Origin of the sequence: Micromonospora sp. WMMD710, assembly GCF_029626045.1 — a bacterium.
Taxonomy (GTDB): domain Bacteria; phylum Actinomycetota; class Actinomycetes; order Mycobacteriales; family Micromonosporaceae; genus Micromonospora.
Window position 1 is genome coordinate 4,620,525 of sequence record NZ_JARUBD010000001.1, and the last position, 23,633, is coordinate 4,644,157.

Annotated in this window: 23 protein-coding genes; 11 read left to right on the forward strand and 12 right to left on the reverse strand. The window is 67.5% G+C overall.

Features of this window, described 5'->3' with window-relative positions; all coding sequences use genetic code 11:
- The first annotated feature begins 53 nt into the window (after positions 1–53).
- Positions 54–512 carry a DUF296 domain-containing protein gene (locus O7620_RS21290; protein WP_278124669.1) on the forward strand — a complete coding sequence of 153 codons (459 nt, stop codon included), beginning with the start codon at positions 54–56 and terminating at the stop codon, positions 510–512.
- A gap of 77 nt (positions 513–589) precedes the next feature.
- Here O7620_RS21290 and O7620_RS21295 read toward each other — a convergent pair whose 3' ends face one another.
- Positions 590–1,177, reverse strand: coding sequence for a CYTH domain-containing protein (locus O7620_RS21295; protein WP_278124670.1), 588 nt, complete (start codon positions 1,175–1,177; stop codon positions 590–592).
- A gap of 188 nt (positions 1,178–1,365) precedes the next feature.
- On the opposite strand from O7620_RS21295, the gene O7620_RS21300 reads away from it, so the two are divergent.
- Positions 1,366–2,634, forward strand: coding sequence for a helix-turn-helix transcriptional regulator (locus tag O7620_RS21300; protein WP_278124672.1), 1,269 nt, complete (start codon positions 1,366–1,368; stop codon positions 2,632–2,634).
- Here O7620_RS21300 and O7620_RS21305 read toward each other — a convergent pair.
- Entirely contained in the window at positions 2,631–3,365 is a 735-nt protein-coding gene (locus O7620_RS21305; RefSeq protein WP_278124673.1) for a haloacid dehalogenase-like hydrolase, read from the reverse strand. The two genes, O7620_RS21300 and O7620_RS21305, sit on opposite strands and share 4 nt — an antisense overlap.
- A 180-nt stretch (positions 3,366–3,545) precedes the next feature.
- Here O7620_RS21305 and O7620_RS21310 point away from each other — a divergent pair, with 180 nt between their 5' ends.
- On the forward strand, positions 3,546–4,562 hold the full coding sequence (locus tag O7620_RS21310) for a helix-turn-helix domain-containing protein (protein WP_278124675.1): 1,017 nt from the start codon (positions 3,546–3,548) through the stop codon (positions 4,560–4,562).
- Complete coding sequence (locus O7620_RS21315; RefSeq protein WP_278124676.1) at positions 4,559–5,131, forward strand: kinase; 573 nt, start codon at positions 4,559–4,561, stop codon at positions 5,129–5,131. Before O7620_RS21310 ends, O7620_RS21315 begins: the two co-directional genes overlap by 4 nt.
- A 127-nt stretch (positions 5,132–5,258) precedes the next feature.
- On the opposite strand, the gene O7620_RS21320 is transcribed toward O7620_RS21315, so the two are convergent.
- Positions 5,259–6,635 carry a helix-turn-helix transcriptional regulator gene (locus tag O7620_RS21320; protein ID WP_278124678.1) on the reverse strand — a complete coding sequence of 459 codons (1,377 nt, stop codon included), beginning with the start codon at positions 6,633–6,635 and terminating at the stop codon, positions 5,259–5,261.
- A gap of 131 nt (positions 6,636–6,766) precedes the next feature.
- Here O7620_RS21320 and O7620_RS21325 point away from each other — a divergent pair, with 131 nt between their 5' ends.
- The 3 genes from O7620_RS21325 (at position 6,767) to O7620_RS21335 (ending at position 9,375) form a co-directional block, all read left to right on the forward strand.
- The gene (locus tag O7620_RS21325) at positions 6,767–7,354 is read left to right on the forward strand and encodes a hypothetical protein (protein WP_278124680.1); all 588 of its coding nucleotides are present in this window, start codon (positions 6,767–6,769) and stop codon (positions 7,352–7,354) included.
- A gap of 35 nt (positions 7,355–7,389) precedes the next feature.
- Entirely contained in the window at positions 7,390–7,782 is a 393-nt protein-coding gene (locus O7620_RS21330) for a hypothetical protein (RefSeq protein ID WP_278124682.1), read from the forward strand.
- Positions 7,783–8,250: 468 nt separating this feature from the next.
- The gene (locus O7620_RS21335) at positions 8,251–9,375 is read left to right on the forward strand and encodes a hypothetical protein (protein WP_278124684.1); all 1,125 of its coding nucleotides are present in this window, start codon (positions 8,251–8,253) and stop codon (positions 9,373–9,375) included.
- A 332-nt stretch (positions 9,376–9,707) separates the two neighbouring features.
- Here O7620_RS21335 and O7620_RS21340 read toward each other — a convergent pair whose 3' ends face one another.
- Both O7620_RS21340 and O7620_RS21345 read right to left on the reverse strand, forming a co-directional pair.
- On the reverse strand, positions 9,708–10,106 hold the full coding sequence (locus tag O7620_RS21340) for a 2'-5' RNA ligase family protein (RefSeq protein ID WP_278124686.1): 399 nt from the start codon (positions 10,104–10,106) through the stop codon (positions 9,708–9,710).
- Between the two features lie 168 nt (positions 10,107–10,274).
- Positions 10,275–10,580, reverse strand: a complete 306-nt coding sequence (locus O7620_RS21345; RefSeq protein WP_278124688.1) for a hypothetical protein — start codon at positions 10,578–10,580, stop codon at positions 10,275–10,277.
- Positions 10,581–10,639: 59 nt separating this feature from the next.
- On the opposite strand from O7620_RS21345, the gene O7620_RS21350 reads away from it, so the two are divergent.
- Entirely contained in the window at positions 10,640–11,593 is a 954-nt protein-coding gene (locus O7620_RS21350) for a DUF5954 family protein (protein ID WP_278124690.1), read from the forward strand.
- Between the two features lie 159 nt (positions 11,594–11,752).
- Positions 11,753–12,295: an AAA family ATPase gene (locus O7620_RS21355; RefSeq protein ID WP_278124691.1), complete on the forward strand. Its 543-nt coding sequence runs from the start codon at positions 11,753–11,755 to the stop codon at positions 12,293–12,295.
- On the opposite strand, the gene O7620_RS21360 is transcribed toward O7620_RS21355, so the two are convergent.
- From O7620_RS21360 to O7620_RS21380, 5 genes are all read right to left on the reverse strand, one after another.
- Positions 12,296–13,141 (reverse strand): sugar phosphate nucleotidyltransferase, encoded by an 846-nt coding sequence (locus tag O7620_RS21360; protein WP_278124692.1) that lies wholly within the window; start codon positions 13,139–13,141, stop codon positions 12,296–12,298. It lies immediately after the preceding gene.
- 167 nt (positions 13,142–13,308) lie between these two features.
- Positions 13,309–15,438: a glycosyltransferase gene (locus tag O7620_RS21365; RefSeq protein ID WP_278124694.1), complete on the reverse strand. Its 2,130-nt coding sequence runs from the start codon at positions 15,436–15,438 to the stop codon at positions 13,309–13,311.
- Positions 15,435–17,024, reverse strand: a complete 1,590-nt coding sequence (locus tag O7620_RS21370) for a hypothetical protein (protein WP_278124695.1) — start codon at positions 17,022–17,024, stop codon at positions 15,435–15,437. Before O7620_RS21370 ends, O7620_RS21365 begins: the two co-directional genes overlap by 4 nt.
- Positions 17,021–18,076: an Ldh family oxidoreductase gene (locus O7620_RS21375; protein ID WP_278124696.1), complete on the reverse strand. Its 1,056-nt coding sequence runs from the start codon at positions 18,074–18,076 to the stop codon at positions 17,021–17,023. Before O7620_RS21375 ends, O7620_RS21370 begins: the two co-directional genes overlap by 4 nt.
- Positions 18,070–19,668, reverse strand: a complete 1,599-nt coding sequence (locus O7620_RS21380; RefSeq protein ID WP_278124697.1) for a glycoside hydrolase family 3 N-terminal domain-containing protein — start codon at positions 19,666–19,668, stop codon at positions 18,070–18,072. Before O7620_RS21380 ends, O7620_RS21375 begins: the two co-directional genes overlap by 7 nt.
- A gap of 616 nt (positions 19,669–20,284) precedes the next feature.
- Between O7620_RS21380 and O7620_RS21385 the strand changes: the two genes are divergently transcribed.
- The gene (locus tag O7620_RS21385; protein ID WP_278124698.1) at positions 20,285–21,340 is read left to right on the forward strand and encodes a hypothetical protein; all 1,056 of its coding nucleotides are present in this window, start codon (positions 20,285–20,287) and stop codon (positions 21,338–21,340) included.
- Here O7620_RS21385 and O7620_RS21390 read toward each other — a convergent pair whose 3' ends face one another.
- Positions 21,341–21,952 carry an NUDIX domain-containing protein gene (locus O7620_RS21390; RefSeq protein WP_278124699.1) on the reverse strand — a complete coding sequence of 204 codons (612 nt, stop codon included), beginning with the start codon at positions 21,950–21,952 and terminating at the stop codon, positions 21,341–21,343.
- Positions 21,953–22,046: 94 nt separating this feature from the next.
- A complete protein-coding gene (locus O7620_RS21395; protein WP_278124701.1) occupies positions 22,047–22,910 on the reverse strand; it encodes a helix-turn-helix transcriptional regulator in 864 nt (287 codons plus the stop codon).
- A gap of 225 nt (positions 22,911–23,135) precedes the next feature.
- Between O7620_RS21395 and O7620_RS21400 the strand changes: the two genes are divergently transcribed.
- The gene (locus tag O7620_RS21400) at positions 23,136–23,618 is read left to right on the forward strand and encodes an NUDIX hydrolase (RefSeq protein ID WP_278124702.1); all 483 of its coding nucleotides are present in this window, start codon (positions 23,136–23,138) and stop codon (positions 23,616–23,618) included.
- The last annotated feature ends 15 nt before the right edge of the window (positions 23,619–23,633 follow it).

Here is a 23,633-nt window from a genome sequence, read left to right on the forward strand (position 1 = left end):
CCGGCGACACCCACCACTCACTGCGCGCCAGCCGAAACTCGAAGGAGCCCACATTGCGGAGCCGCGAAGTCCTTCCCGGCCGCACCATCGCCGCCGTCTTCGAGCACGGGGAAGACTTCTACGACGCCCTCGACCGCACTTGCCGCACTTACAACATCCGCCAGGGCTACATCCCCACCTTCATCGCCGGCCTCGCCACCGCAGACATCGTCGGCACCTGCGAACGCCTCGACAACCCCGACGCCCCTGTCTGGTCCAAAGTCCAACTGACCAACATCGAGGCCCTCGGCGGCGGCACCCTCGCCTACGACCCCGACACCGACACCATCCAGCCGCACATCCACATCACCGTCGGCTTGAAAGCGCACAGCGCCACCGCCCACACCAGCCACCTGACCGCCGCGACCGTCCAGTTCCTCACCGAAATGATCATCGTGGAGATCACCGAGCCATCGATGAGGCGCGTCCGCCAAACCGACCTCTACGACGTGCCACTCCTGCAGTTCCCTTAAAGACAGTCGAGCATGACGGCCCGGGATTACAGCCGGCACAGCGCCGGGGGGCGGCAACAGCCGTGGACTCGACCACCTCAGACCGGCGCCGATGTCCTAACGGCCGCCCTCGTCAGGCCCCACATCAATGTGTCGTAGGTGTCCACGACCCGCAGCACCGGCACGCCCAGTGAGCGCACCATCGCGTCGAGTCCGTGCTGCACCTGTTCGCCCGAATGCCGGGAGCTGACCACCCGTTCCACCTCGACGAACGCGCCGAGCCCCTCGACGACGTCCACGCATACCGTCGCACCCTCCCAATCGCCAGTTCGACGCTGCTTGACGATTCGCACGGTTGGCACCCAACCCATCGTCGCCAGAGCACCGTGCATCGCGTCACGGTCGAAGATCACGCATTCATGCTCCAGACACGACATCTCGTTGTCGATCGGCTTCTTCACGGTAAACAGATGGCGACCCTCCTGCGTGCGCAGACGCGCGAACGGAACACCAAGCTTCGACATTCCGTACGACCAGCCGGCCGGCGCATACGCCTGGTCATCCTGCACCGACGGCTCCGTCAACACCACCTGCCGCCGGGCGAGCGCCGTGATCAACCCTTGCAGGTCGTCGACACGATACTTGGCTTCAACCTCATGATCATTGCAGGCCGACTCGTTGGTCACGAGCAGGGAGCATACGAGAATTGCAGGTCACATAAGTTCCGAACGCCTGCGGGCGATGTCGGAACTTTGTCGGAAGAATGTTGGAAACAAGGCGCTGAGTAGCCGACGCATCACAGACCTGCACTACAGTGCTCCCACGCCACCGCGTCTCGCCTCGCGCGAGCGTTCGTAACCGTCGGGAGCTGCTGATGTCGAGCGTGCCACCACAAGACCTGGCCAAGGCATGGATCGCTCTTGGTCAGATGCTGGCACGCATCCGTAAGGCCGCTGGTTACACGCAGAAGACGTATGCGCCTCGGGTGAGCTATGGACGGAGCACGATCGCGAACGTGGAGACCGGCCGGCAGCGCGTGGGGCGCGACTTCTGGACCCGAAGCGACGATCTGTTGGGGACTGGCGGCAGACTGTCCCAGGAATACGATCGCATCCGGCTCGCCAGTTCCCGGCACGTACCCAGCGCCATGGCTGCCACTCAGACATTTCAGGTCGCTACCGAACCGTCGTCCTCCACCGCGGTGGAGATGCTCTCTCGCACGTCCGGAACCGACTACCTGATGGGCGAGTGGAACAGCTTTTCCACGCTCACCAGCATGCTGGCCCAGCAGCGTCAGGCCGTGTCACCCGACGCGCTACTCGGTCTGATCGAGGCCCACCGTGATTGCCTGTCGACGCTGTATCGCAAAGCCGGCCGTGCGCCCATCCGTACTGATATCGGAGCGATGCTCGCTGAAGCGTCAATCGTCGCCAGCCGGCTGTGGAGTGCACAGGGCAACCGTGCTCTCGCGCTCGCTCACTGTGCTTACGCTCGCCAGCTCGGCGACAGGCTCGGCAGCCGCAGGATCAGCGCGACGGCACGTATCTTCGAGAGCAACCTCCACTCGGAAGCCGCCACACTGATCGAAGCAGACGGTGACATCATGATCGGCCTGCGGCTACTCGATGAGGCCGCTCGCGCGTCCACCGATCTCAGTCCCGCCGCACGAGCTCGAGTAGCTGCCGAGCAGGCTCAAGCCTTCGCCGCCCTGCGGCTTTCACGCGAGGCCAGGGCGGCCCTGACGCGGGCGGAAGAAGCGGTCAACGACTTGTCACCTGTTGACTGCGTTGGCCTCTACAGCGACTGGAGCAGCGCCCGTCTCCACGTCTATGCGGGCACATGCCATCTTCTTCTCGGCCAGCCCCACCAGGCTGTGACTGTGCTCGAAAGTGCATTACAGATGCTGGAACCCGACCACGCCAATGTCAACGTCGCCTTGGCAGCAGCCGTAGACCTCGCCAGCGCCTATGCCGAGGCCGGAGAACTTGAACAATCCTGCACCCTGCTTGGCAACACCTACCACCAGCTGAAAGCAGGTGGAAACCATCGAGGCATCGCTCGAGCTCAACAAGCCCGACAGCGGCTGGCCCGATGGCGCGACGAGCCGGTCGTCCTCGAACTCAAGGAGCAGATGGCCGCCTAACGGGCAGCCGGCGACCCGCCCCCACTCAACAAAGAACTGACTGCAGCCACCACCGCAGTCGGGTCGAGACTGTCAAGTACCACGTCAGGTTCGTAGGATGCCAGCTCTTGACGCCCAATCCGGTGGGCGACGACAGCCACACGAAAATCGGCGTGACGTGCGCAGGCGATATCGTTGGGCGCATCCCCTATGACGATCGCTCGCGCAGAATCGAGCGGATCCCCGTAGATCGCGGAGTAGCGCTGAGCTACGACTTCCGGAAGCTGAAAGCGATCCCGAGCGTCCGACCCGAACCCGCCGATGCGAAGATCAAGAAACTCGTCCAAGCCCGCCACGTCCAGCTTTACCTCGGCAGCCGAACGCAGATTGCCAGTCAGCACGGTCTGGATGAAACCAAGGCCGTGCAACTCCGCGATGCTCGCCGCCGCACCTGGATACGGCGGCTGAACCTCAGCCAGCTCCTGCCGACCCTCTCGCATGACCGCGGCAATGGCCTGACGGAAGCCGGGTATGCCCGCCTCCGCAGCTGACGGGTCCACGCCCGATGCGATCGCCGTGTCCACGGCGATCGACTCATCCGTATACCCATGCACCTTCTTGTCAGGGAAGACAACCTCGGACTCCGCGATGCCGTACGCACGAGCGATCGCGCGTGTCAGCCAGCGCAAGTCCGCGGGGATGAGCGTCCCGTCGACGTCCCAGATGACTAAGCCGGTGCCGCTGTGGTTCATGGAAGCATCGTGACACCCTCACCACGCTGACCCAAAGTAGGCCCGCCTTGATTTGCGCCGGCAGACCACCCAGGGCCTCCTTGGGCTACCTCAGGTCACGCGACCACGCTAGTGTGATCCAAGCCGGATGAGCAGCGATAACTCTGCCCTCCGCCAGCGCCTCAACTCAGGAGCCTGTCGATGTCATTTCCAGCGGCGGACGACCCCAGTGGTGCCTGGCTAGCGCTGGGGCAAACGCTGGCGGCACTGCGCAAAGCGGCCGGCTACACCCAACACACCTTCGCCCCGCTGGCCTGCTACGGCCGCAGCACCATTGCGAACGTGGAGACCGGTCATCAGCGCGTAGACCGTGAATTCTGGGTCCGCTGCGACACGTTGCTAGGCGCCGATGGCGCTTTGATCCAAGAGTACGACCGGATGGAGCGGCTGACACGTGGCAGGCGTCGTCACCAAGCGCTCGTCGCCACCACCGCCCGCCACCGTGGGGCACACCCGTTGATGGATCATGTCATCCGGCATACTGCGGCGGTAGGTTCGGGCGACAACGCCGGGCCGAGCGTCGAAGGCTTGCGACGGCGAATTTTCGATGCGCACGAGGCCCGCGCAGGTCGGCCTGAGAGTGCTCCCGCGCTTGTTCTGATCGGAGGATACGCGGGCTCCGGGAAGACCGAACTCGGCCGGATGTTGGCCAGCATTACTGGTTGGACGTTGCTGGATAAGGACCAGATCACTCGTCCCTTGGTTGAGGACCTGTTGTCTGCGATGGATCGCGACCCCAACGATCGGCACTCGGAGGCATACCTACGCCAAGTCCGTCCGGTGGAGTATCGTTGTGTACTAAACGCGGCTTTCGCTCAACTGGATGCTGGCGGGTCCTGCATTGTCAGCGCCCCCTTCCTGCAAGAATTACCAAATCCCGGGTGGCTCCAGCGCCTCACGAATAGGTGCAGCACTCGCGGGATTGGCATCCTCTCCGTGTGGGTCGACGCGGACGTCGATTCCATGTACGACTATCTGGTGCGTCGAGACGCCGCACGCGACAGCTGGAAGCTCAACCATTGGGACACATACGCCGCCAGCGTTGACCCGACGTTGCGGCCAGCGCTGCCGCACTTCGTCGTCGACAACGCACGTCACGCGGCTGCCGGGCTCTTCGGGCACGCCGATGCGGTGGCTCGGATAGTCTCGCCCTCGTGACCACTCCGGCGATCGTCCTGTATGGCCCACCAGCGTCCGGCAAGGACACCATCACCGCAGCTCTGCATCAGCTCGATCCGCGCTACGTCGGATTCGGAAAAATCAAACTCGCCGCTGAACACGGCGATACCACAAGATATCGACTGGCTAGTGCACTGGAATTGCAGCAGCTGCGCGCTGACGGTCTCGTGGTTTACGAGAATGATCGCTACGGGAATCGATACGTCGTCGACCGGCCCGGCCTTGACGCTGCCTTCGCCGCCGGCCAGATTCCGGTCGTGCACATGGGTCAGGTCGTCGGCGTACGTGCCCTGCGCGCCTACGAGGTTGACTGGCTGCCGGTGTTGCTCTGGTGCTCCCGGGATACAACCTTCACACGTGCCCGCCTGAGGGGCAGCGTCGACGTGGACGCACGGCTGACCGTATGGGACGAGACCTTGCAGGACCTCGATACTGCTGCGCCGGACGACTTCGCGTTGCGTATCCACACAGACCACCATCAGCCGACCGAGGCCGCTCTCCTCATCGATGCCGCCCTGCGTCGGCGTACCGGTCGGATGGTGGAATGACTTTTCACGATGCTGTCGGCGTGGTCGCTGTGTATCGCTCAGCCGTAGGTGTCGATAGGACCAGCGGCTGATGCCGGCGTCAGCACACAATGCACAACAGTGGCTTCGGAACCGGGCCGGGTGAAGGTTAGCCGAGCGCAGCAATCGCCTCGTTTAGTTCGCGGCGGCCCGGCACGGTTGGGAAGCGCGCCGCTATCACGGTGTCGAGCGCGCGGAGTTCTTGGGTGATCCGGGCGGAACCCGTGAGGTGTGCCGCTGAGGCGCTGCGCATCCCCAGCGCGATCGCGCGATCCGGTTCCGGGTCTTTCGTTGCCAGGACGGTGTTGGCGAGTTTGGCCAGCAGGTGCCCTTGATCCCGCCGCAGGTGCTCGCTTGTTGCTTTGATCTTGTTCTCGAGGATGCGAACGGCTGTGGCTGCCTGTCCGCAGGCTCGGTAGCCGCCAGCGGATTGCTCTACCAGCTCGCCGAGGTTGTATTGGTACAGGTAGACCGGTGCGTCGGGATCGACGTCGGCGGGGTGGTCACGTAGGAGCGTGAAGGCGTCTTCGAGTTTCCGCTGGAATCGGGTGGCGTCGCCGTAGAGCGCCCAGCCACGGGCTTCCTGCTGCAGGGCCAGCGCGTGGAGGCGAGGGCTCGTTGCGCGGGGCACCCTACGGGCACCGGCCGCGAGCTCGATTACGTCGCGAGCATCGTTGTCGAGCAGCGCGATATTCGACTTGCGGATCATCAGGTACGCCACGGTGGCGTAGTCGCCTGTGGCCTGCGCCCATTGGCTAGCGCGGTCTGACCAGTAGCGGGCCGCGGTGGTGTCACCGAGGTCCTGGTGCAGCCAGCCGGCAAACTCGCCGTACTGTGCGAGCAGCCGGAGCACGGGTGCGGTGTTGTCGGGTAGGGCGGTGCGTCGCAGCCGGTCAAGGACTCGGATCTGGGCGAGGGTTGTTCCGATTAGCTGCCGGGGCCCGAGCATCTTGTCCGCAGTGAAGTGTTCGTTCAGCAGCCGCCCGAAGTATTCGAGCGCCTGTGAATCCACCGCGTTTTCGCCGGCGAGAACCTTGGCGACGCGGTCGACTTGATCGGGATCGGTCACGCCCGCGGGTAGGACAGTGCGGAGGAGGCCACTGGCCATGAGTTCACCGAGCTGGCGTCGGGACAGCTTCACCAGCACCGTCCTCCCGTCCGGTGTCTGCAACTCCAAGGTCACGTTATCGCCATCATCGGTGTGCAGGCCAGCCAGCGGAAGGATCGTGCGTCTCTTCGCTGGCGCCACTTCGGCCGGGGCCAGGGAGCGCAGCAGCTTCAGAAGGCCGCCGGCGTTCAGGGCGGTGTCGATGCCTTGGACCCATTCGGTGGCGGGCAGATGTTCGCCGTGCTCGGCGCGGCTGAGCCGGGTGTAGTCGTAGCGGGCCTGCGCGGCCAGGGTGCGCAGGCTCATGCCTGCTTCGGTGCGCAGGTGATGCAGGACCACGCCGAACACGTGGCGCACGGCGTCGTGGTCTGCCTCCATACGCCTGACCCTCCGATCCGAAGACGTCGATGTTGCCGCAACACCGACTCCCTTCTCAACCGTCAGCTCGGCGGTAACGCTGTGTGCATGGGCCAGATGGCCCGGGTTCGCCCGCCACAAGGAGGCAGCACATGCAAAGACTCTCTCTCGTTCGGCTCGCGGTGGCACCGATCATGGTCGCTGCCGTCCTGCTCGTGGCTTCCCCAGCCCAGGCAGCCGCTCCGGATCCGGCGCCCGCCGAGCCGACCAGCACCGCCTGGACCGCCACGACCAGCGACGCCGCAGCCAAGGCCGGTCTGGCCCTCGCCGTCGACAAGGACACCGGCCAGTGGCGCATCCAGCAGGCCACTGAGTCCGGGATAACGCCGACCTACCCGGTGTCCTACTGCTACGGGAACTTCACCAACCCGCGAATGCTCGGCTCCTCGACGCTGGAGTTCGGCGGGGCGCAGACCTGCGACTACGCCCGCGACTGGCCACACCGGATCGTGGTCGAGCTGCAGAGCACCTGCTCCGACATCTGGTGCGTCATTTTCCAGGACGAAGGGTCGATCGACTCGCAGTGGCGCACGGCCCGTGTCGCGAACGCCTTCGGGGGACTCGGCTGCGAAAACTCGGACCGCCGCAAGTACCGGCTGTCGACCGACGTGTACGCACGAGGGATCTACATCGGCAACGTGCTCAGCACGACGGAACCCATCCTGCGCTGCTCGATGTGACCGTGCGGCAGGAGGCGGGCGGCTAGCGTGACAACATGACCATCGCAGACCCCCGCCTTCTGCGCCCGCCGGCCGTGCTCAGCCGGGCCGCCGGTCTCGCCCTGCTGCACTGGGGTATCGTCGACGGCCCTCACGGGCTGTCGCTCGTCGTCGAGGTCGTCGACGAGGACGCCACCGGCACCCTGCAGACAGGGCCATGGAAAGACCCGCAGATCGACAATCTATCGATACACGTCACCACCGGCGACGCCGAGCCGATCTACCCAAAAACCATGGCCCGGTTCTCCGGACCGGCCTGGCAACGATGGATGGTCACCTTCGACCGGTACGACCGTCCGGCCCGGATCAACGCCGCCACGGCGACAATCACGATCGCGGCCCGACCTGTCGACCTGCGAGCCGCCATAGATCTCTCTGGGCGCGCCTGAAACGCCGAGGCCAAGCTAGAAAGAGCATGAGGTGCCTTACAAATTTCTTGTAAGGCACCTCATGCCTCGCTCGTAGATTCCGATGTTCCGAATGCTATCGCTGATCTGGTTCACCTGCTCGACCCTGGTCCGACGGGTGGCCGGGGCCAGTACGACCACCCTGATCACACGCGACACCTGAGACGTCAGGAGTTGACGGTGAAGTCTGCTCGCGGCACGACCCCTGACGCCAACCGCGTCCGGAGTGTCAATCATGACCGGCTATTCGGCAGGATCGTCGGCCGCCAGCACGCCCGCCTGATCCACTCGCCAGGCGCCATGCTGTCCTTCATACCGCCTCTCCGCGACAGCTCCCGCTACCGCCCCTGCTGTAGCGAACCGCTGTCCGCTAGACGGACCATCGCACGGATCATACGAAGGGGCGATTCCCCGCATCGTCAAGCGAGCGATCTCGACTAGGGTTCCGGCATGGTCGAGAAGGTACTCGTTAAGGACCGAGCATTGAACGCGGAGCGGATTGCTCGGATCGCGCGAGAGGTGAAGAGGGTCCTGCCGGCGTTTGCCGCAGAGAGTTTCATCGCCGACGTGATGGCCGACCTGCCCCGGTTGGAGCTCAAGGCACGCATAGCCCGCACCGCGAAGGGCTTACACGATCACCTGCCGGTCACCGGCACCGCGGCGCTAGACGTGCTGCTGCGCTCTCTGCCCCCCACACCGCAAGCCGCCGGCATCACCAACGACTTCGGCCTCCATCTGTACTCACCGCATTCCGACTACGTAGCGCATTACTGCCGTACCGGCAAAGACCTTGACCAGACTCTCGATGCGCTGCGCACCTTCACCTGCTACTTCTCCGCCGAAGACGCGGTTCGGTACTTCCTCAACGACTTCCCCAATCAGACAATGAACGCCGTACAAGCCTGGGCAAGGGACCACGACTACCGGGTGCGGCGCCTGGCGAGCGAGTCGACGCGACCCGCGCTCCCCTGGTCACCACGCCTCAGCCTGCCCCCCGAAGCAGGGCTGCCGGTCCTTGACCATCTGTACCTCGACAAGAGCCGATACGTGACGCGATCGGTCGCCAACCATCTACGCGACATCGCCGCCACCGACGGCGATCTCGTCATCGCCACCTTGACCCGCTGGAAAACCGACAGGCGCGTCAGGGAGCAGGAGTTCGACTTCATCGCACGCGAGGCCCTGAAAGTCGCGCTTAAAAAAGGTTGGTCGCCCGCGTACGAGTTTCTCGGCTACCCGAGCGACGTACGCGTCGAAATCTCGTTCGTCAACATCCAGCGCACCGCCCTTCGCGCAGGGGAAACCCTGGAATTCAGCGCCGAGCTGCTAGTCGATGCGACAGTACCTCTTCATATATCGTACGCAATTTCCCCGACCGCGCAGCGGGGGCCGCGCCGCGAGAAGGTCTATTTCCTCAACAGGGTGACTGCCAAACCAGGTCAAGCTGTCACCCTGTCCAAGGAGCATCCTTTGCGCTCGATCGGCACGGCGGCGGTCAAGCCCGGAGGCTTCGCATTGCAGATCCAGGTGAATGGACAGCGGTTCCCTGCGGGAGAGTTCCAGGTTGTCCAGTAGGTCACCGGGCCGCTCCACGAGGCGGGGCTCGTCCTGCTCATCCTCCGACGACCCGACCTTCAGGGATCGCACGCGGACATGGCGCCATCACGAAGCAGTCGACCAGCGTCTCCGTCCCGCACGATGCAGCACCGCCATGCCCGCCGGGGTCATCGGTCCTCACAGCGCGTGGCTTACAACCGTGTGCCACCTCTGGCGGCGCCGAGTCGTGGGTTCGCTGAAGTGGAGCATGGCCCCAGTGCGTCACCCGCCAAGGGGCGCGGTCGCCACGGTTGTCCACCGGTAATTGCGGTGTTCTCGGCGCAGCGCGATCAGCGTTGCCTGTCGGATGGTCACCCTGGCTGGTGGCGGAAGGCGTTGAGGCGGTCGCGGATTGGTGCGGTCGGTGCTTGCGAGCCGCTGTAGGCGATCGTCACGTGCGGCCGGAATCCTTCTGCGGCCTCCGGCACTGTCTGCCACACCGCGCCGATGGCATCGCGGATGGTGGCGCGGAGGTGTTCGACGCGGTCCCAGGGGCGGACGAGCATGCCGATTCCTTCGGCGTCAGGGTCGACCGGGCCAAGTGACAGCTCCAGCCACGGCAGGCTGGCGCAGCGTCGCCGGGTTGCAGCGACGACTGCTGCAAGGTCGCTATTGGCGACCTCGTCGGTGAACCCGAGACCTTGCATGGTCAGGTGGAGCCCGCTGAGTGGAACCAGGTCCAGTCCGGGCAGAGCAAGTTGGCGCTGCACGTCGGTGACGGAGGTCGTGGAGTTCAGCTTGGTGTTCGAAGGTGAGGTGCCAGGTGTAGAACTCGCGGTCGGCCCGCCAGCCCGGGCGCCAGTACCAGTGGTTGGTGAGCTCGGGCAGGTGCTGGTAGGCGGTCCAGCGTTGGTGCAGGCTGGCCAGTTCCCGGCTGCTCATAACAGCGATGGTAGAGCGGCCTGTCCGGTGGCAGCGACCTCTGTACGGTCGGCGAGCAGGTCGGCGACGTGCCGTAGCTGCGGGTGGCGGGCGAAGGGGTAGGCGGCGGCGAGGAACTGACGGGCACGTTGGTGTACCGATTCGAAACGCTGGTCCGCGGTGAGGGTGAGCGCCTCCACCGCCAGTGCGCCTGCTTCCTCGGGGTCGGGATTGTCGGCGTGCAGGTGCGCGGTGGCCAGGTCGAGGCGGCAGAGTGCACGCGGGCCAGCCAACCCTGCGGTGTCGAACGCGTTGATCAGCATCGCGCCATAAGGGCGCGCCCTCGTGACACAGGCCATCGAACCGTCACACAATCCGTGGCATGAGTGCCGACGAAATGCAGCCGCCGGTAGTCCTGCGGGTGCAGCAGCTCACCGACCCAGTCGGCGCGGTCACCGAGGACGACGCGGCACGGAGAACGGCGGCCTACCCGAAGATCCGCATCGGCGCCCCACTGTTTGGCCACGCCGTGCAGGCAGAGGGCGGGCGGTGGCAGGTCTACGCCGTCGTGTCGGACACGCCGCAGGCCGCGCGCGACAATCTTGCGCACCACGTCATGGAGCAGCTCGACGAGACCACCGACCCTCCGTTGGCTGCGGAGTTGACCACCGCGCTCGGCGTCCTGGACCGGGAGAAGGTCAACGAGGTGATGATCACCGGCCGCGTGCACCGCATCGTGCGGGTGGACACGTTCGCGCGGTTCGGCCCGGACGGGCCTGAACCGCCCCGACCCACCGACCGCGACCCCCGCGACGCCGAGGACCACGACAGCTTCCTCGCCCCAGAAATCGTCATCGACCCAGACGGGGCGACCGGCCTGAGTGAGGCAACCCTGCGGGTAGAGCTGGCGACCGCGCACTACCCCCGCGCCAAGGTGCCCGCCAACGTATACGCCGACAGCGTCGCCGCCGTCGCCTCCCACCCAGTCGGGGTCATCCTGCCGACCCGCTACGCCGCCGCCGAATCCGTCGGTGGGTCGTGGCGGCCCTACAGTCGCGCGGTGGCCACACCACAGCTGGCCCGCGACGAGGTCGCCTTCGGCCTGCGCCACATCGAACCGCGCCTACTGAGGCTGACCGATGACCAGGCAGCCGCCTACCAACACACCGCCGACACCCTCGATACCAATCCCGTCGACGACGTCACCGCGCTCGGGCGCCACTTCCGGGTCACCCGCATCGAGACCCTGCTGCGCATGGGCGCCAGCGGCCCGGAAATGCCCCGACCATCGGACACCGACCCAGACCAGCCGCCGGGCGCGGACCGCCAGCGCTAAGGCGAGCAATGGCAACACCATCGGGCCCGGACAACCACCCAACCGACCGCCACCACTAGCCCAGGCTGCCGAGCGCGTCACAGAGACTGTTCGGCGACGCCGGGCAGCGGGGTGATCTTCACCGGGAATCTTGCACCAACAGCGTGTGAGGAGCGGTACATGCGAGTGATCTGGATCAACGGTGCGTTCGGCGCGGGAAAGACGACTCTGTCGGAGAAGTTAACCGCGGAGCATCCTCGGCTGTTGATGTTCGATGCGGAGTTGCCGGGGTTCATGGTCCGCGAGATAGTTCCGCTGCCCGCGAGCGGCGATTTCCAGGATCTGCGGGTGTGGCGTCGTAGCGTTGCGGACACGGCGATAGCACTACTGGAGGAGTACGGACGCACGCTCGTGGTACCGATGACCGTGGTGGAGCCGTCGTATCTCGAGGAAATTTTCAGCCGGCTGCGCGCCCACAACGTGGGCGTCGACCATTTCTTCATCGACGTGCCCATCCGTGTCCTACAGGCTCGAATCGAGGCGCAGTCAGTCTGGCCTGATGATCCGGTTCGTGATGCGCAGGTGCGTACGTGGCGGCTGGAGCAGGTGACCCGCTGCGCTGCCGCTGTCGGCTTGTTGCCGGCTGGCACTGTGGTGCTAGATGGCGAGCTGCCGGTGGCGGAGTTGGCATCGCAGGTGTTGGCGCGGTCGACTGAATCGTGATCAGGCGCGCGGCCCAGAGGCCACGATCGCTTGGGCTGCGGCGTTGTTGGCCGCCAACCAGCCAGTGGGATTGCCGCAGTCGTGGTACTCACCGGTGACGGGGTGGATCAGTACGTCGTTGTCGCGGGCGAAAGCGATGACAGCGTCGGTGGCCTGAAACTCGCCATTCGGCGCTGGAGTCAGCTTCTGGAAGTAGGCCATGGCGTCGGCGGGTAGCAGCGTTCGGCTGATGTTGATGTACGCGGCCGGCTCGCCGTAGTCCAGCGGCTTCTCCAGCAGCTGATCGAGTAGCTGGTGGCCCCCGGCCACTCGCGGGTGGAGGATGCCGTAGCGGTGGGCCTCGGCGCCGGGCACCGTGGCGGCGGCGAGCGCGGCCGGTACTCCGGCGTTGGCCCGGGCAGCGGCGAGGTCCGCCAGGTCTGACCCGCCGTCGTGGCGGAGGAGGAGGTCGTCGCCGGCGACGAGGAGGAAGTCGTCGCCGGCGATGAAGTCAGCGGCGACGATGGCGGGCAGGGCGGTGCCGTACCGGTCGTCGCGTGGTTGTTCGATGAATGTGAAGTCGGCTTGGCTGTGCAGCTCGGCGAGGGGCGCGTACTTGTCCTGCCAGCCGCGCGCGGTGAAGTAGTCCTTCAGGTCGTGGTCTTCGGTGAAGTAATGACGCACCTGGCGGCCGATTTCGCCGGGGGCGGTGACAATCGCGATTTCGTGGGCGCCTGCGGCAACGCAGTCAGCGACCGCGTAGGCGACGACTGGCTGGTTGAGGATCGGCAGCATGCACTTGTTGATGGTTTTGCCGATGGGGAAGAAGCGGCTGCCCATGCCGGCGACAGCGATGACGGCCCTCACGCGCTTACCTTTCGGTTGGGTTGCACCGGCCGTCAGGGTGTGGCGACAGTGAGCCGGGCGGATCTGTGCAGTTTACGCATCGCACTGGTCCGATTCGGGGCACATGGTGAAGGCGCGCACGGGTGCAGGCCGCCGGCGTGTCGACGCCGGCGGCCCGCGAGGATTCGTCAGCGTGAGGTGGGCGCCTTGAGCATGGTGGTGGTTGTGGGTTCGGCGGCGGCTGCGGCCAGGGAGCCGGCCTGACGGATGCGGTCCCACGTCGGGGTCCGGCGTGTGTCGGGGACGAGGCCGTGGCGCATGGCCTGCCGGTGGACGCCGTTGAGCATGGTGTCGTAGTCGTGCGGGGTGCTCCGGTGACCTTCGGTGTACTGGTGGAGGGCGGCGACGCCGACTTCGGCCACGGTGTGTCCGCTGCGCGCGATGGCGGCGAGGAGGTCGGTGTCGAACGCCAAGCTGTGGTCGGCGGTGAGGGGCAGTGCGGTGCGCAGGGCGGTGGCCGGGAAGGCTTTGAAGCCGGCCTGCGGGTCGGTGGCGTCGAGTTGCAGCAGGTCCCGGACGGCTCGCTGGTAGAGCCGGGTGGCGGGGTTCGGGCCGCTGGGCGGGTAGTAGCCGTGGGAGTCGGGGCGGCGGCGGGAGCCGATGACGGCGCCGACGCCGGGTTGGTCGAGGGCGGCAACGTGAAGACCGAGTTGCTCCAGGGGGTAGGTGAGGTCGAGGTCGGTGTAGGCGAGGATGGTGCGGCCGGCACCGGCGAGTTCAGTGAGGCCCCAGATCACGGCGCCACCTTTTGCGCTGGTGTCGTCGGGGCGTTGGGCGACGGTCACGCGGATCTGCGGGTGGTCGACGTCGATCGCGCGGGCGGCGCGGGCGGAGGCGCCGTCGGTGCTCTCGTCGACCAGGAGGAGGTCGGCGTGGGCGTCAGGGCAGGCTTGCAGGAGCCAGCCCAGTTGGGCGACCTTGACGGTGAGCGCGTCGTCGCAGTGTGTGGTGGTGAGGCGGTGGGCTTCGGCGCGCATCGGCACGACGATGCCGAGGTCGGCGGGGACCGGCCGTGTCAGGAGGGCGGCTTTGGACCGGGCGGCCTTGATGGCGGCGATCAGGCCGTGCAGGTGTAGGTCCGCGGGGATGTTGTCGTGGCGGTTCTTGGCGAGGCCGTGCGCGAAGGCGATGAGGAGTTGGTCGGTGTAGTGCGGGAGGGGGCTGTGTGTCTGGTGGCCGGTGAGGTGGTCGGCGACCAGGTGTAGCAGCGCTCGGCCGGTGGGGTCGGCGGCCCAGTAGTGGTCGGGGGTGGGCGGGGTGTCGGGTGATCCCCAGGTGCTGCGGACGTGGTTGGCGAGCAGGTCGTAGCCGGCCACGAGGGCGCGTTGGGTGTCGTCCCACCGTGCGCCCTCGTCGGTGAACTCCGCTGCCTGCCACGCCTGCTCCCAGCCACCCGGCTGGGCTCCGGCGGCGCTCGCGGCGGCGGTGACGTGCTGCCATCGGCGACGGACGGCGGGCCAGGCGCAGGCCGGGTCTTCTCCCGAGGCGAGGCTGTTGGCTGCGTTCTCGGCCAGGGCGAGGGCCTGGCTGGCTTGCGCGGGGGTGTCGGCGGTGGCCGTGAGAGCGGAGTACCACAGCTCGGCGGCCAGCGTCAGTCCGGCGGTGTGGTCGGCGAGGTCACGAATCGTCTGTTCGCGCCGTGCGAGAAGCGCGGCGCGCACCTGCTGCTGGCGGGCGCGGTCGAGGGCGGTCGCGCCCGCTAGGTCGATGGGGGCCGTTGGGACGCGGCCTGCGCGGGCGTCGAGCAGCGCGAGCAGCCCGGTCTGGGCGGGACCGGTCAGGGTGACCCCGTCCAGGATCGGAGCCAGTAGCTGTTCCAGGACGACCGCGTCCGCTGCGGCGGCGGATGCGCGGAATCGTTCACTGTCGAGGTATGCATCGTCGACCGATGCGGGCCGGTGGACGAGCGTTGCCATGGTGCGGGCGAATCGATGACATGCACTGGGTGAGGTGCTGTCGGGGAAGAGTCTGCCGCGCAGGGCACCGTTCGCCTGCTTAGCGTCGGGGCGGTGTGCCACGAGCAGCGCGAGTGAGGTGAGGGGTAGGTCCGTTCGCTCGTCGAGCGCGTGGGCGATCCGGTCGGCGGCCGGAGCGGCGGTGATCGATAGCAGCGCCCGCACGGTCGCGGGTTCGGGGTCAGCGTTCGTGGCCAGGAGCACGGCGAGGTCGACGTCCTCGTCGCCGTGGCGCCTGAGCAACGGGGACTCGGCCAGGGGCAGGAAGATCCGCTTAGGCGTGGGGCGTGCGCCGGCGGTCATCGGGTGATCCTTCCGGCGACGAGTTCGGCGGCCTGCCGGGCGGTGTGCACCGGGAAGAGCAGGTTCTGGCGCAGGAACGTTCGTTCGAACGGGCTTAGATCGGCGTGCACGACGGTGGTGATGCCGGTGATGTCCACGCGTGCGTCAGGCCTGCCGATGCGTGCCAGGAGGTGCCGGACTGTCTCCTCGTCCGGCGGCTGGGCTGCGGCGCACACCTCGTGCTGGGCGGCGGGGCAGCGCAGTCGGCAGTTGGTGGTGGGCTGGTCGTAGTGGCCGTTGTAGTCGGGGATTTGGCTGCCGCGTTCCACCGCTCGACCGCACGAGGATCGTTTCAGGACCGCGGGGCGCCAGTCGGGGGCGACGTCGGCGTACACCTCGTCGAAGGCGGCCATGATCCGCGCTTCGGTGCTGGCGGTGAGCAGTTTCTTGCCGGGGGTGAAGGAGCCTGCGGGCAGGGGCAGCCCGTAGGACATGAAGGAGTGGACGTGGTCGTCGGCGAACTTCAGCCCGCCGAGGACGACGGTGCGGGCGTCGGCGTCCTTGAAGGTCTGCCATACGTGTCGCAGGTGGGCGTCGGTGGTGTTGAGTCCTTCGGCGATCGGCCGGTAGTACGCCAGGACGTTGATCTTCTCCGAGTGCAGGATGCGGCGGAGGAACCGCAGGCGGCGCCCACGGTTGGGTGGCTCGATCGACTCGGGCATGGCGGCGTAGCAGACGTTGATGTCGAGGTCGACGTGGACGAGGGATTCCAGGCAGTCGATCTGCTCATCGGAGAGGGTGTACTTCGTGATGCACGAGACGCGGTTGGTCAGACCGAGCTGGTCGAGCAGCTGCAACGCGCGCCAGGTTCGCGGCCACAGCTTCGGCAGGAACGCCTCGGAGGTGGACATGTGCAGGCCGATGGGCGTGTGGTGCGGGGTGAACCACGGGTGCGACAACAGCCGCGCGACGACATCCTCCGGTTCGAGGAACCCGGTCGGCTCCCAGGAGCCGAGGTAGCCGTCGACGGTGTCGCCTTCGCGCCGGTAGCAGTAGGCGCACATCAGGGGGCAGCCGATGCCGAAGTCGGCGGACATGCCGCCCTTCATCTGCGAGATCATGTAGCTGGTGTTCAACCCGTCGGGACCGGCGGTGGCCTGGCTCGCGGCGATCTGCTCGACCGTTGCTTTCGGCGCGAATCCGGCCGGGAGCACCGACTTGAGCGCGTGCGGAGCGTCCGGCGTACCGACGACGCCGGGCCACGCGAAGGCGCAGCGCAGCGCGAATCCCAGGGCGTCGCTCTGGTCCGCGTCGAGGTGGTGGATGCGGGTGAGCGCAGCGATCGTGCGGGCGGGTAGTTCCTGCAGCGGGATGCGGCGGCCGGTGGGCTCGTGCAGCAGCCGGCCCGCAACGACGTCAGCCAGGGCACGCTCCAACCGCCCAGCGGCGAGTTGGCGCGCCGCGTTCAAGACCGGGTAGGGGTCGGATAGGTCGAGGACGGCTTGCAGGCGGCGGGCGACCTCGGATCGGGCCGCACCGCGGTAGAAAGCCGGTTGGTCGGCGGCCGGTGGGCCGCCGAGGGTCGGTGTGCTGGTCGGACTGCTCACATCTGCTCCTTCTGTGATCCGGCGCTGGCTTCCAGGGGTTCGGGTTGGATCCATCCGTGGGGAGCACGGACGTTCACGCGGCGACCGGCCTCAACGAGCGCGGCGATGTCGTCGGCGTCGAGGGCGATGCCGTCCTGGCGGGCCCGGTCGCGCTGGGCCCAGGCGCGGTCCCCGGGCATCCGGGCACCCTGCTCGCGCACCGCTAGGGCGACAGCGGCTACGCCGGTGGCGAGCGACTCGGCGCCGGCGAGGCGGCGAGGGTCGACCGCTACGACGAGCAGTCCGCGGCCGTCGTCTCCTGCCGGCAAGGGGGTGCTCCCGGTCAGGGCGCCGACCAGCAGTTCCAGGACGATCGCCAGGGCTTGGCCGCGCTCGCCCACGGGCAATAGCGCCACGGCGAGGTGCGGATCGTGGACCCGATTCCCGCTCGCGTCGAGAGCGGACCCGTTGGGTAACGCCTGTCCCGAGCGGGCCAGGTGGTGCAGGCGGCCCCACGACATCGCGGCAGCGGCCAGGTCCACCAGCACCGGGCGCTGCCGGTCCGGAGCTGGAACGGCGACCGCCAGTGCGCTGCTGCCCAGGACCGGCGTGTTAGTGCCTCCGATCAGGGCCACGCTGCGCGCGGACGCCTGCGCGGCAGCGACGCCCACCAGGCCGCGCCGGGCCAGCTGCGCGGCGGGAATGCCGAGCGCGCCGACATGACCGGCCCGACGAACGGTCACAGCGGCGATGCCACAGCGCCGGGCACGGAGCATCGCCGCGGCGACCGCCAAGCGGGCGGCCACCGGTCCCGGAGCCAGGTCGGCGTCCACGACCAGGACCGCTTCCTCGTCCTGCACGATCCGAACCAGGGGACGCGCGTTCAGGCGCCCGGTGCGCAGCTTGTCCAGGTAGCCGGGGGCCAATCGGCTGCCATGGCCGGGGATGCCGCGGAGGTCAGCCTCCACGTGGGAATTGGCCATCACGCGCGCCCCGGCTCGTGTCATCCCTGCTGCTTCAAAGAGACACTGCAGGAAACTAGCGAGTTGGCCGGCTGGAACCCGGGTCACCATGACGCACCGGAGACGGGCACGACACCGTGGGCGCGGCCGTCGCCGAGCAGGATTCGGGCCACCGCCGCGACAGAGGCCCAGTGCGGGCTGAACGCGGCCACCAACACCGGCGCGGGCGAGCCGCCCAGGTCGTCCACGTCACCGATCGCGACCTGAACAACCCTCCGCCTGCACTCGACCAGCCGGGTGGCTTCCTGGACAGCTCTACTCGGACCCGCGGTCGTGGTGCCGGTGTCGTAGCCGTACACGATCACCGGACCGGCCGTCGGCACTGGAGCGCCGACCGGCACCTGCACCACACGGTGATGCGCGGCTAGCAGCGTGGGCAGATAGTCCGGCGTTAAGCGGGCACTGTCGGCGCGCCGCTGCCCCTCGTCAGGCACCCGCACCAAGGCCAGCACCTTGCCAGACGGCACATCCAGCGGGAGGAGACGGTCTCCACGCACCACCGCCACCGAACGGTCAGCGATCCGTTCCGCCGCACGCCAGGCCGCCGAGTTCGCCGACGGCCACTCCGGTCGAACCGCGCCGGGCATCAGGCCGTAGCGCCGGTGCAGCGCCTGCACACGGTCCACGGCCTCGCCGATCCGCTGGCGGTCAATCACGCCCTGCTCGACCGCCGCCGTCAGCGCCTGCACCACCTTCGCGCGCCGCCGAACCGCCGCCGTCCGTGCCGCCGACGAGCTGCGCCCCCGGGAAACCTCCGAGTCCAGCATCACGATGTCCACCCCGGCGGCCACCGCGGCGACCGCCGCCCGGGCCGGACCGCCGAGCGGCTCGTGCACCGCAGGAATCGACAAGTTCTCGCTCACCACCACACCGCCGAAGCCCAGCTCTTCGCGCAACAAATCCAGCACGCGCGGCGATGCCAACGCCGGCTTGTTGTCCACGGCGAGCACGGTGTGGCTGCCGACCATCACGCACGCCACCTGCGCGTCAATCGCCGCTCGAAACGGCAGCAACGCACCCTGGCCGAGTCGGTCGACCACCGGCGCGACGTGGTGCGGGTCCCCACCAACCCCGCCCAGACCGGGAAAGTGCTTGGCCGTCGCCGCGACGCCAGCCCCCTGCACTCCGCGCACGAACGCTGCCGCCAACAGCCCAACCCGTTCAGGATCGGAGCCGAAGGAGCGAGCGCCAACCGCAGCAGCCGCCGGCCACCCTGCGGTGTCGCACACCGGCGCCAAATTCCAGGTCAACCCCACCGCCCGGAGCTGCTCACCGATCGCCGCCCCTGCCAGCTCGGCCAGGTCCTCGTCCCCCGCCGCCCCAAGCGCCAGATTTCCCGGCAACTGAGCCACACCCGGCCAGTCCAGCGCGTTCAACCGGCCGCCCTCCTGATTCACGCTCAGCAACAGCGGCAGCGAACCGGCTGAGTTCTCGCCCGCCGTCCGAGTGACCTGGCTCAACCGCGCCGGGCCTACGACGATGGCTTTACTGATCCGGCCCGGTTCATTACCGGCCTGCTCGTGCAGTGACTGACCGCGATCGTCGGGCCGTAATGACATCCGGCCGGGACGCACCAGCAGATCAATGCCAGCGGTAAGGACGGGATCGGCTCCAACCGGCTGACCGGAAAACAGACGTGGCATGGCAGCTCTCCCTTGCGACCGCAGGTCGACTAATGGGCATCAACTGCAGGAATCCCGGGGCGACAACCGAGACCCTGACCCTGCCCACACATCGACCTTTGTCGGTTCCAAGCGCCTGGGGCAGGCATCGACGCAGTGCCATCGGTGCCCCTCGCTCGGAACCTGGTGCGGATGGTGCGCTTCGCTCCCCGCCACTGACCATGGCCGCTACTGTCAGGCCCGCGGCTGCACTACCGGCACCCGGAAGGGGGATCCCACCGTGGAAGCCGAACCCACAACATCCCGCGCCAACCAACGGCTGGCCGGCCTGCTCCGAGAGGCGCAATGGGGGCCCGAGGCCCTCGCCCGACGAATCAACTCCGCTCTGGTGGCCCGCGGCAGCACCCGCAGAGTCCACCCCAAAACCCCCTACAAATGGGTCGCGGACGGCGCTGTGCCGCACGGTGACATACCCGAACTCGTCGTCGAGGTACTTTCCGCCAAGCTCAGAATCGACCTGATGTTCGAGGACGTCTGGGGGGTAACCGCCCCACGTCCGCATCCAGCGCTGCCGGCGAATCACGCAATGGATCTACCCTGGGACAGCAACGGACTGCTCAGCCTCGTAGGAGGACCCGTGCCGACCCGTCGCACCATCATCGCTGTCACCGGCGCCGCGCTCACCGGCCACGCGTGGGCCGCGCTTCACCAGCCACATCCAGACCTGATCGCGGCTGCCGGAGACGGCGGACCGGTCACCCCACCGCTGCTCGACATGATCGACACCGTCGTCGCCCACGCACAACAACTCGACGACCACCAGGGCGGCGCCGCCCGCGGCTTCGTCAGTGACCAGTTCACCGCCGTAGCCCGGCTCCTGCGCCGAGCGTCCTACGACGCGGAGGCCGGCCGCCGCCTGGCCGGCGCACTAGCGCAGCTCGCCCAGACCGCGGGGTTCATGGCGTTCGATGCCAACGAGGACGGCCTCGCCCAACGCTGGTACCTCACTGCTCTACGCGCCGCGCACGCTGCTCGCGATCCCGGCCTAGCCGCCAGCATCTTGGCCCTCATGTCCAACCAAGCCGCCGACCGAGGCCACGCCCTCGACGCCCTGCAACTCGCCTCAGCAGCCCAAGAATCAGCGGCAAAGACCCCGCCCGCCGTCCGCTCACTGGTGGCCGCCCGCAGCACCCTCGCCCACGCCGTCGCCGGCGACCTCACCAGCTTCTTCCACATGCGCGAGAACACCCTCGCACTCCTCGACACCGCTCCCGATGCCCCATTGCCCCCGTGGGCGTCGTACATCGATCGGGTCGAGCTGGACGCGATCACCGGCCGCGGTCTTGTTGTACTGGCCGAGCAGGTGCCGATTCAACGGCCAGCACTCCTTCGCCAAGCTGAACGGCTGCTCCACGCCCGCGCGCACACCAGTCCAACCGATTCCCCGCAACGCTCCGCACTACGCCACGGCGCCTGGCTCAGCCTCGCGCACAACGCCGCCGGCGACCTCGACCTCGCGGTCAGCACAGCCCGCCTCGCCCTTGGCCGCCTACCCGCCGTCAGCTCCGTACGCAGCGTCGCACTGCTACACCGACTTCACGACGAACTCGCCCCCGCCGCACCGCGCTCACCAGCGGTCCGCGACATCCTCCGCGAACTTCGTGAGCTGCCACGGACATCACCCGCACGGTGATCACTTCGAAAGGTCTTGTGTGCCTCCTGCCCACGGCATCAGCGGTGCACACTCACCGGTCCCCAACGTGCTCGCGTCGGCCCGCGCAATGCGGCGGCCGACAAGCCGCTCGGCCTCGGCCAGCGGGTACCACGCAGCACCTCGCACCTCCGACTCCTGGATCAGACCCACATCAGCAGACGCTGTCGCAAACGGAAAACCGAAGTCGAGATGGAAGTGTGCGGGTTCCCCTCTATCGGGCCGCGCCGGAACCTGCCCGTATTCGACATAAGCCGGCACCTGCGAGGTTGGGACGATACCGGCGGGATCAACGCCGGTCTCCTCCACCAGCTCCCGCATCGCCGCACCGATCAGCGTGGCATCAGTCGGCTCGAGGTGTCCTCCAGGCTGGAGCAGTATCCCGTAGGCGAGGTGATCGACAAGCAGTACTTCAGCGCCGCCGCGCACCAGAAGCGCACCGACAGTCACGTGCATGGGCAGATAAAGCCGAGAGGTGACGTTCGCTCCTTCGGACATCAGCCGCGTCGGCGCCGCCAGCGACGCGGCTTCGTGGGGGTAGCACGTGAGGTAGTCAGACAAGGCTCCCAAGATGTCCGAGTTGTCGATCGCCATGACTCGCCTCCGCTGTCGGTGGTAGCCCGATCACACTTCTTACCGGGTCGCCTGCTGAAGGTGAGTTGACCTGCGCTCTGTCGGCTGCTTGCTATCACGGCGACGGCACCTCCGGCGGCGCGGTCAACGTCGTTTCGATCGCCGATGCGCTCGAATGCCGCGCCAGCTCGTCGATGACCACACGGATACGGTGTGAACCTTTTTTGACCTGTCTTAGGCCGCCCGCCGCATCAGTGAGGGCCTCCGGTGGATCGCTGGTGTGATTGGCAATCAGGTCCTGAGTGGCATGGGCCCAGGCCAGCACGTCGGGCTGCTCAGCGGCGACGGCCAGGTCGGACACCTCGGCGGCGTACGCGCGCGCGATGCGGAAGGCCCGCAGGTCCAGGGCGAGGGCGGTGAGCAGTCCGGACAGGTGTGCGGCGGCCATGTAGAGCCGAGCCCGTTGCGGTGGGTGTTGCGTGGCGGCCATCAGCTCGTCGACGCAGGCCCTCAGCGGACGCAGACGGGCAACCAGCGTGCTCGGCGCGAAGCGCTCGTTGTCAGTGATCGCCTGCTGGATCTCGTGTTCCAGGTGCGTCAGCCGGGCGTCATCGTCTGTGGTGCCTATCAGGGCCGACCGGCGGGCGGTGATGCATTCCTCGGGCTCCCACAGCACGTCACCGCTGGCCGTCGCGGTGTCGGCCGGCCCGGCCTGGGCGCGTTGGCGGTGCAGGTCCAGCTCGATGATGCGGTCGTGCTCGGTGGTCAGCGCGCCGCCGGTTTGCAGGATCGTGTCGCAGCGGTTCCAGAACGTTCGGTCGGGGTGCTGCCGACCGGTCTCGATGCTGGCGATGGAGCTGCGGGCGTACCGCACGAGAGGGGCGAGGCCGTGCTGCGTGAGTCCGGCAGCCTTGCGCAGGTGCGCGAGGCGACGGCCGAGCGCGCGGCGGGCAGCACTGATCTCGTCGCTGTCGCCCATCGGCCACCACCCCCGGTTGAGCACTCACGGTGAGTGGTCACCGTAGCGGCTCGCTGTGACATGTTCCGTGCCGGCAGCCGGCGCATCATGCGGTGAGGTAGCACCATCAGATGTCGCCGAACCTGGTCAAGGTGGCGGGTGTTGGAGTTGGTGTCGGGATGTGCCGACATTGTCGGTGCGTGGCGCTGCGGGCGTGTCGGCTGCCTGGAGTTCTACGGTGCCCGCATGCCCTCGGACCCCCAGGAATTCGCCGCTGGTCTCCCGCGCAAGCGGATGGCGGCCGGACTGTTGATCACCGATTCGCAGGATCGGGTTTTGCTGGTCGAGCCGGCGTACAAAACGGATTGGGAGATTCCCGGAGGCAGTGTTGAGGCCGGCGAGTCGCCGTGGCAGGCGGCGGTGCGGGAGTGCCGCGAAGAGCTCGGCGTGGGCCTGACGCCGGGTCGGCTGCTCGTCGTGGACTGGGTGCCGGCCCGTGCTGGCCGCACCGACGGTGTGATGCTCGTCTTCGACGGCGGTGTCCTGGACGCGGTTCAGGCGCAGCGGATCGTCGTGCCGCCCGCCGAGTTGAAGGGTTGGGCGTGGTCTGCCCCGCCGCAGATTCGCCAGCGGTTGCAGCCGTTGCTGGCCCGCCGCGTCAGCGAATGCCTCCAGGCGCGGGCCGACGGGTCGACCCGCTACCTCGAAGACGGCGCACCGGTTTCCTGATCTCCGACCTGCCGC

What these genes read in the sequence shown, in the direction of transcription:
- O7620_RS21380 (WP_278124697.1), bottom strand. Translation starts at nt 19,668, where the DNA reads ATGCCACGTCTGTTTTCCGGTCAGCCGGTTGGAGCCGATCCCGTCCTT.
- O7620_RS21355 (WP_278124691.1), top strand. Translation starts at nt 11,753, where the DNA reads ATGCGAGTGATCTGGATCAACGGTGCGTTCGGCGCGGGAAAGACGACT.
- O7620_RS21350 (WP_278124690.1), top strand. Translation starts at nt 10,640, where the DNA reads ATGAGTGCCGACGAAATGCAGCCGCCGGTAGTCCTGCGGGTGCAGCAG.
- O7620_RS21390 (WP_278124699.1), bottom strand. Translation starts at nt 21,952, where the DNA reads ATGGCGATCGACAACTCGGACATCTTGGGAGCCTTGTCTGACTACCTC.
- O7620_RS21310 (WP_278124675.1), top strand. Translation starts at nt 3,546, where the DNA reads ATGTCATTTCCAGCGGCGGACGACCCCAGTGGTGCCTGGCTAGCGCTG.
- O7620_RS21375 (WP_278124696.1), bottom strand. Translation starts at nt 18,076, where the DNA reads ATGGTGACCCGGGTTCCAGCCGGCCAACTCGCTAGTTTCCTGCAGTGT.
- O7620_RS21330 (WP_278124682.1), top strand. Translation starts at nt 7,390, where the DNA reads ATGACCATCGCAGACCCCCGCCTTCTGCGCCCGCCGGCCGTGCTCAGC.
- O7620_RS21365 (WP_278124694.1), bottom strand. Translation starts at nt 15,438, where the DNA reads ATGACCGCCGGCGCACGCCCCACGCCTAAGCGGATCTTCCTGCCCCTG.
- O7620_RS21335 (WP_278124684.1), top strand. Translation starts at nt 8,251, where the DNA reads ATGGTCGAGAAGGTACTCGTTAAGGACCGAGCATTGAACGCGGAGCGG.
- O7620_RS21325 (WP_278124680.1), top strand. Translation starts at nt 6,767, where the DNA reads ATGCAAAGACTCTCTCTCGTTCGGCTCGCGGTGGCACCGATCATGGTC.
- O7620_RS21320 (WP_278124678.1), bottom strand. Translation starts at nt 6,635, where the DNA reads ATGGAGGCAGACCACGACGCCGTGCGCCACGTGTTCGGCGTGGTCCTG.
- O7620_RS21400 (WP_278124702.1), top strand. Translation starts at nt 23,136, where the DNA reads ATGCCCTCGGACCCCCAGGAATTCGCCGCTGGTCTCCCGCGCAAGCGG.
- O7620_RS21395 (WP_278124701.1), bottom strand. Translation starts at nt 22,910, where the DNA reads ATGGGCGACAGCGACGAGATCAGTGCTGCCCGCCGCGCGCTCGGCCGT.
- O7620_RS21345 (WP_278124688.1), bottom strand. Translation starts at nt 10,580, where the DNA reads ATGCTGATCAACGCGTTCGACACCGCAGGGTTGGCTGGCCCGCGTGCA.
- O7620_RS21305 (WP_278124673.1), bottom strand. Translation starts at nt 3,365, where the DNA reads ATGAACCACAGCGGCACCGGCTTAGTCATCTGGGACGTCGACGGGACG.
- O7620_RS21300 (WP_278124672.1), top strand. Translation starts at nt 1,366, where the DNA reads ATGTCGAGCGTGCCACCACAAGACCTGGCCAAGGCATGGATCGCTCTT.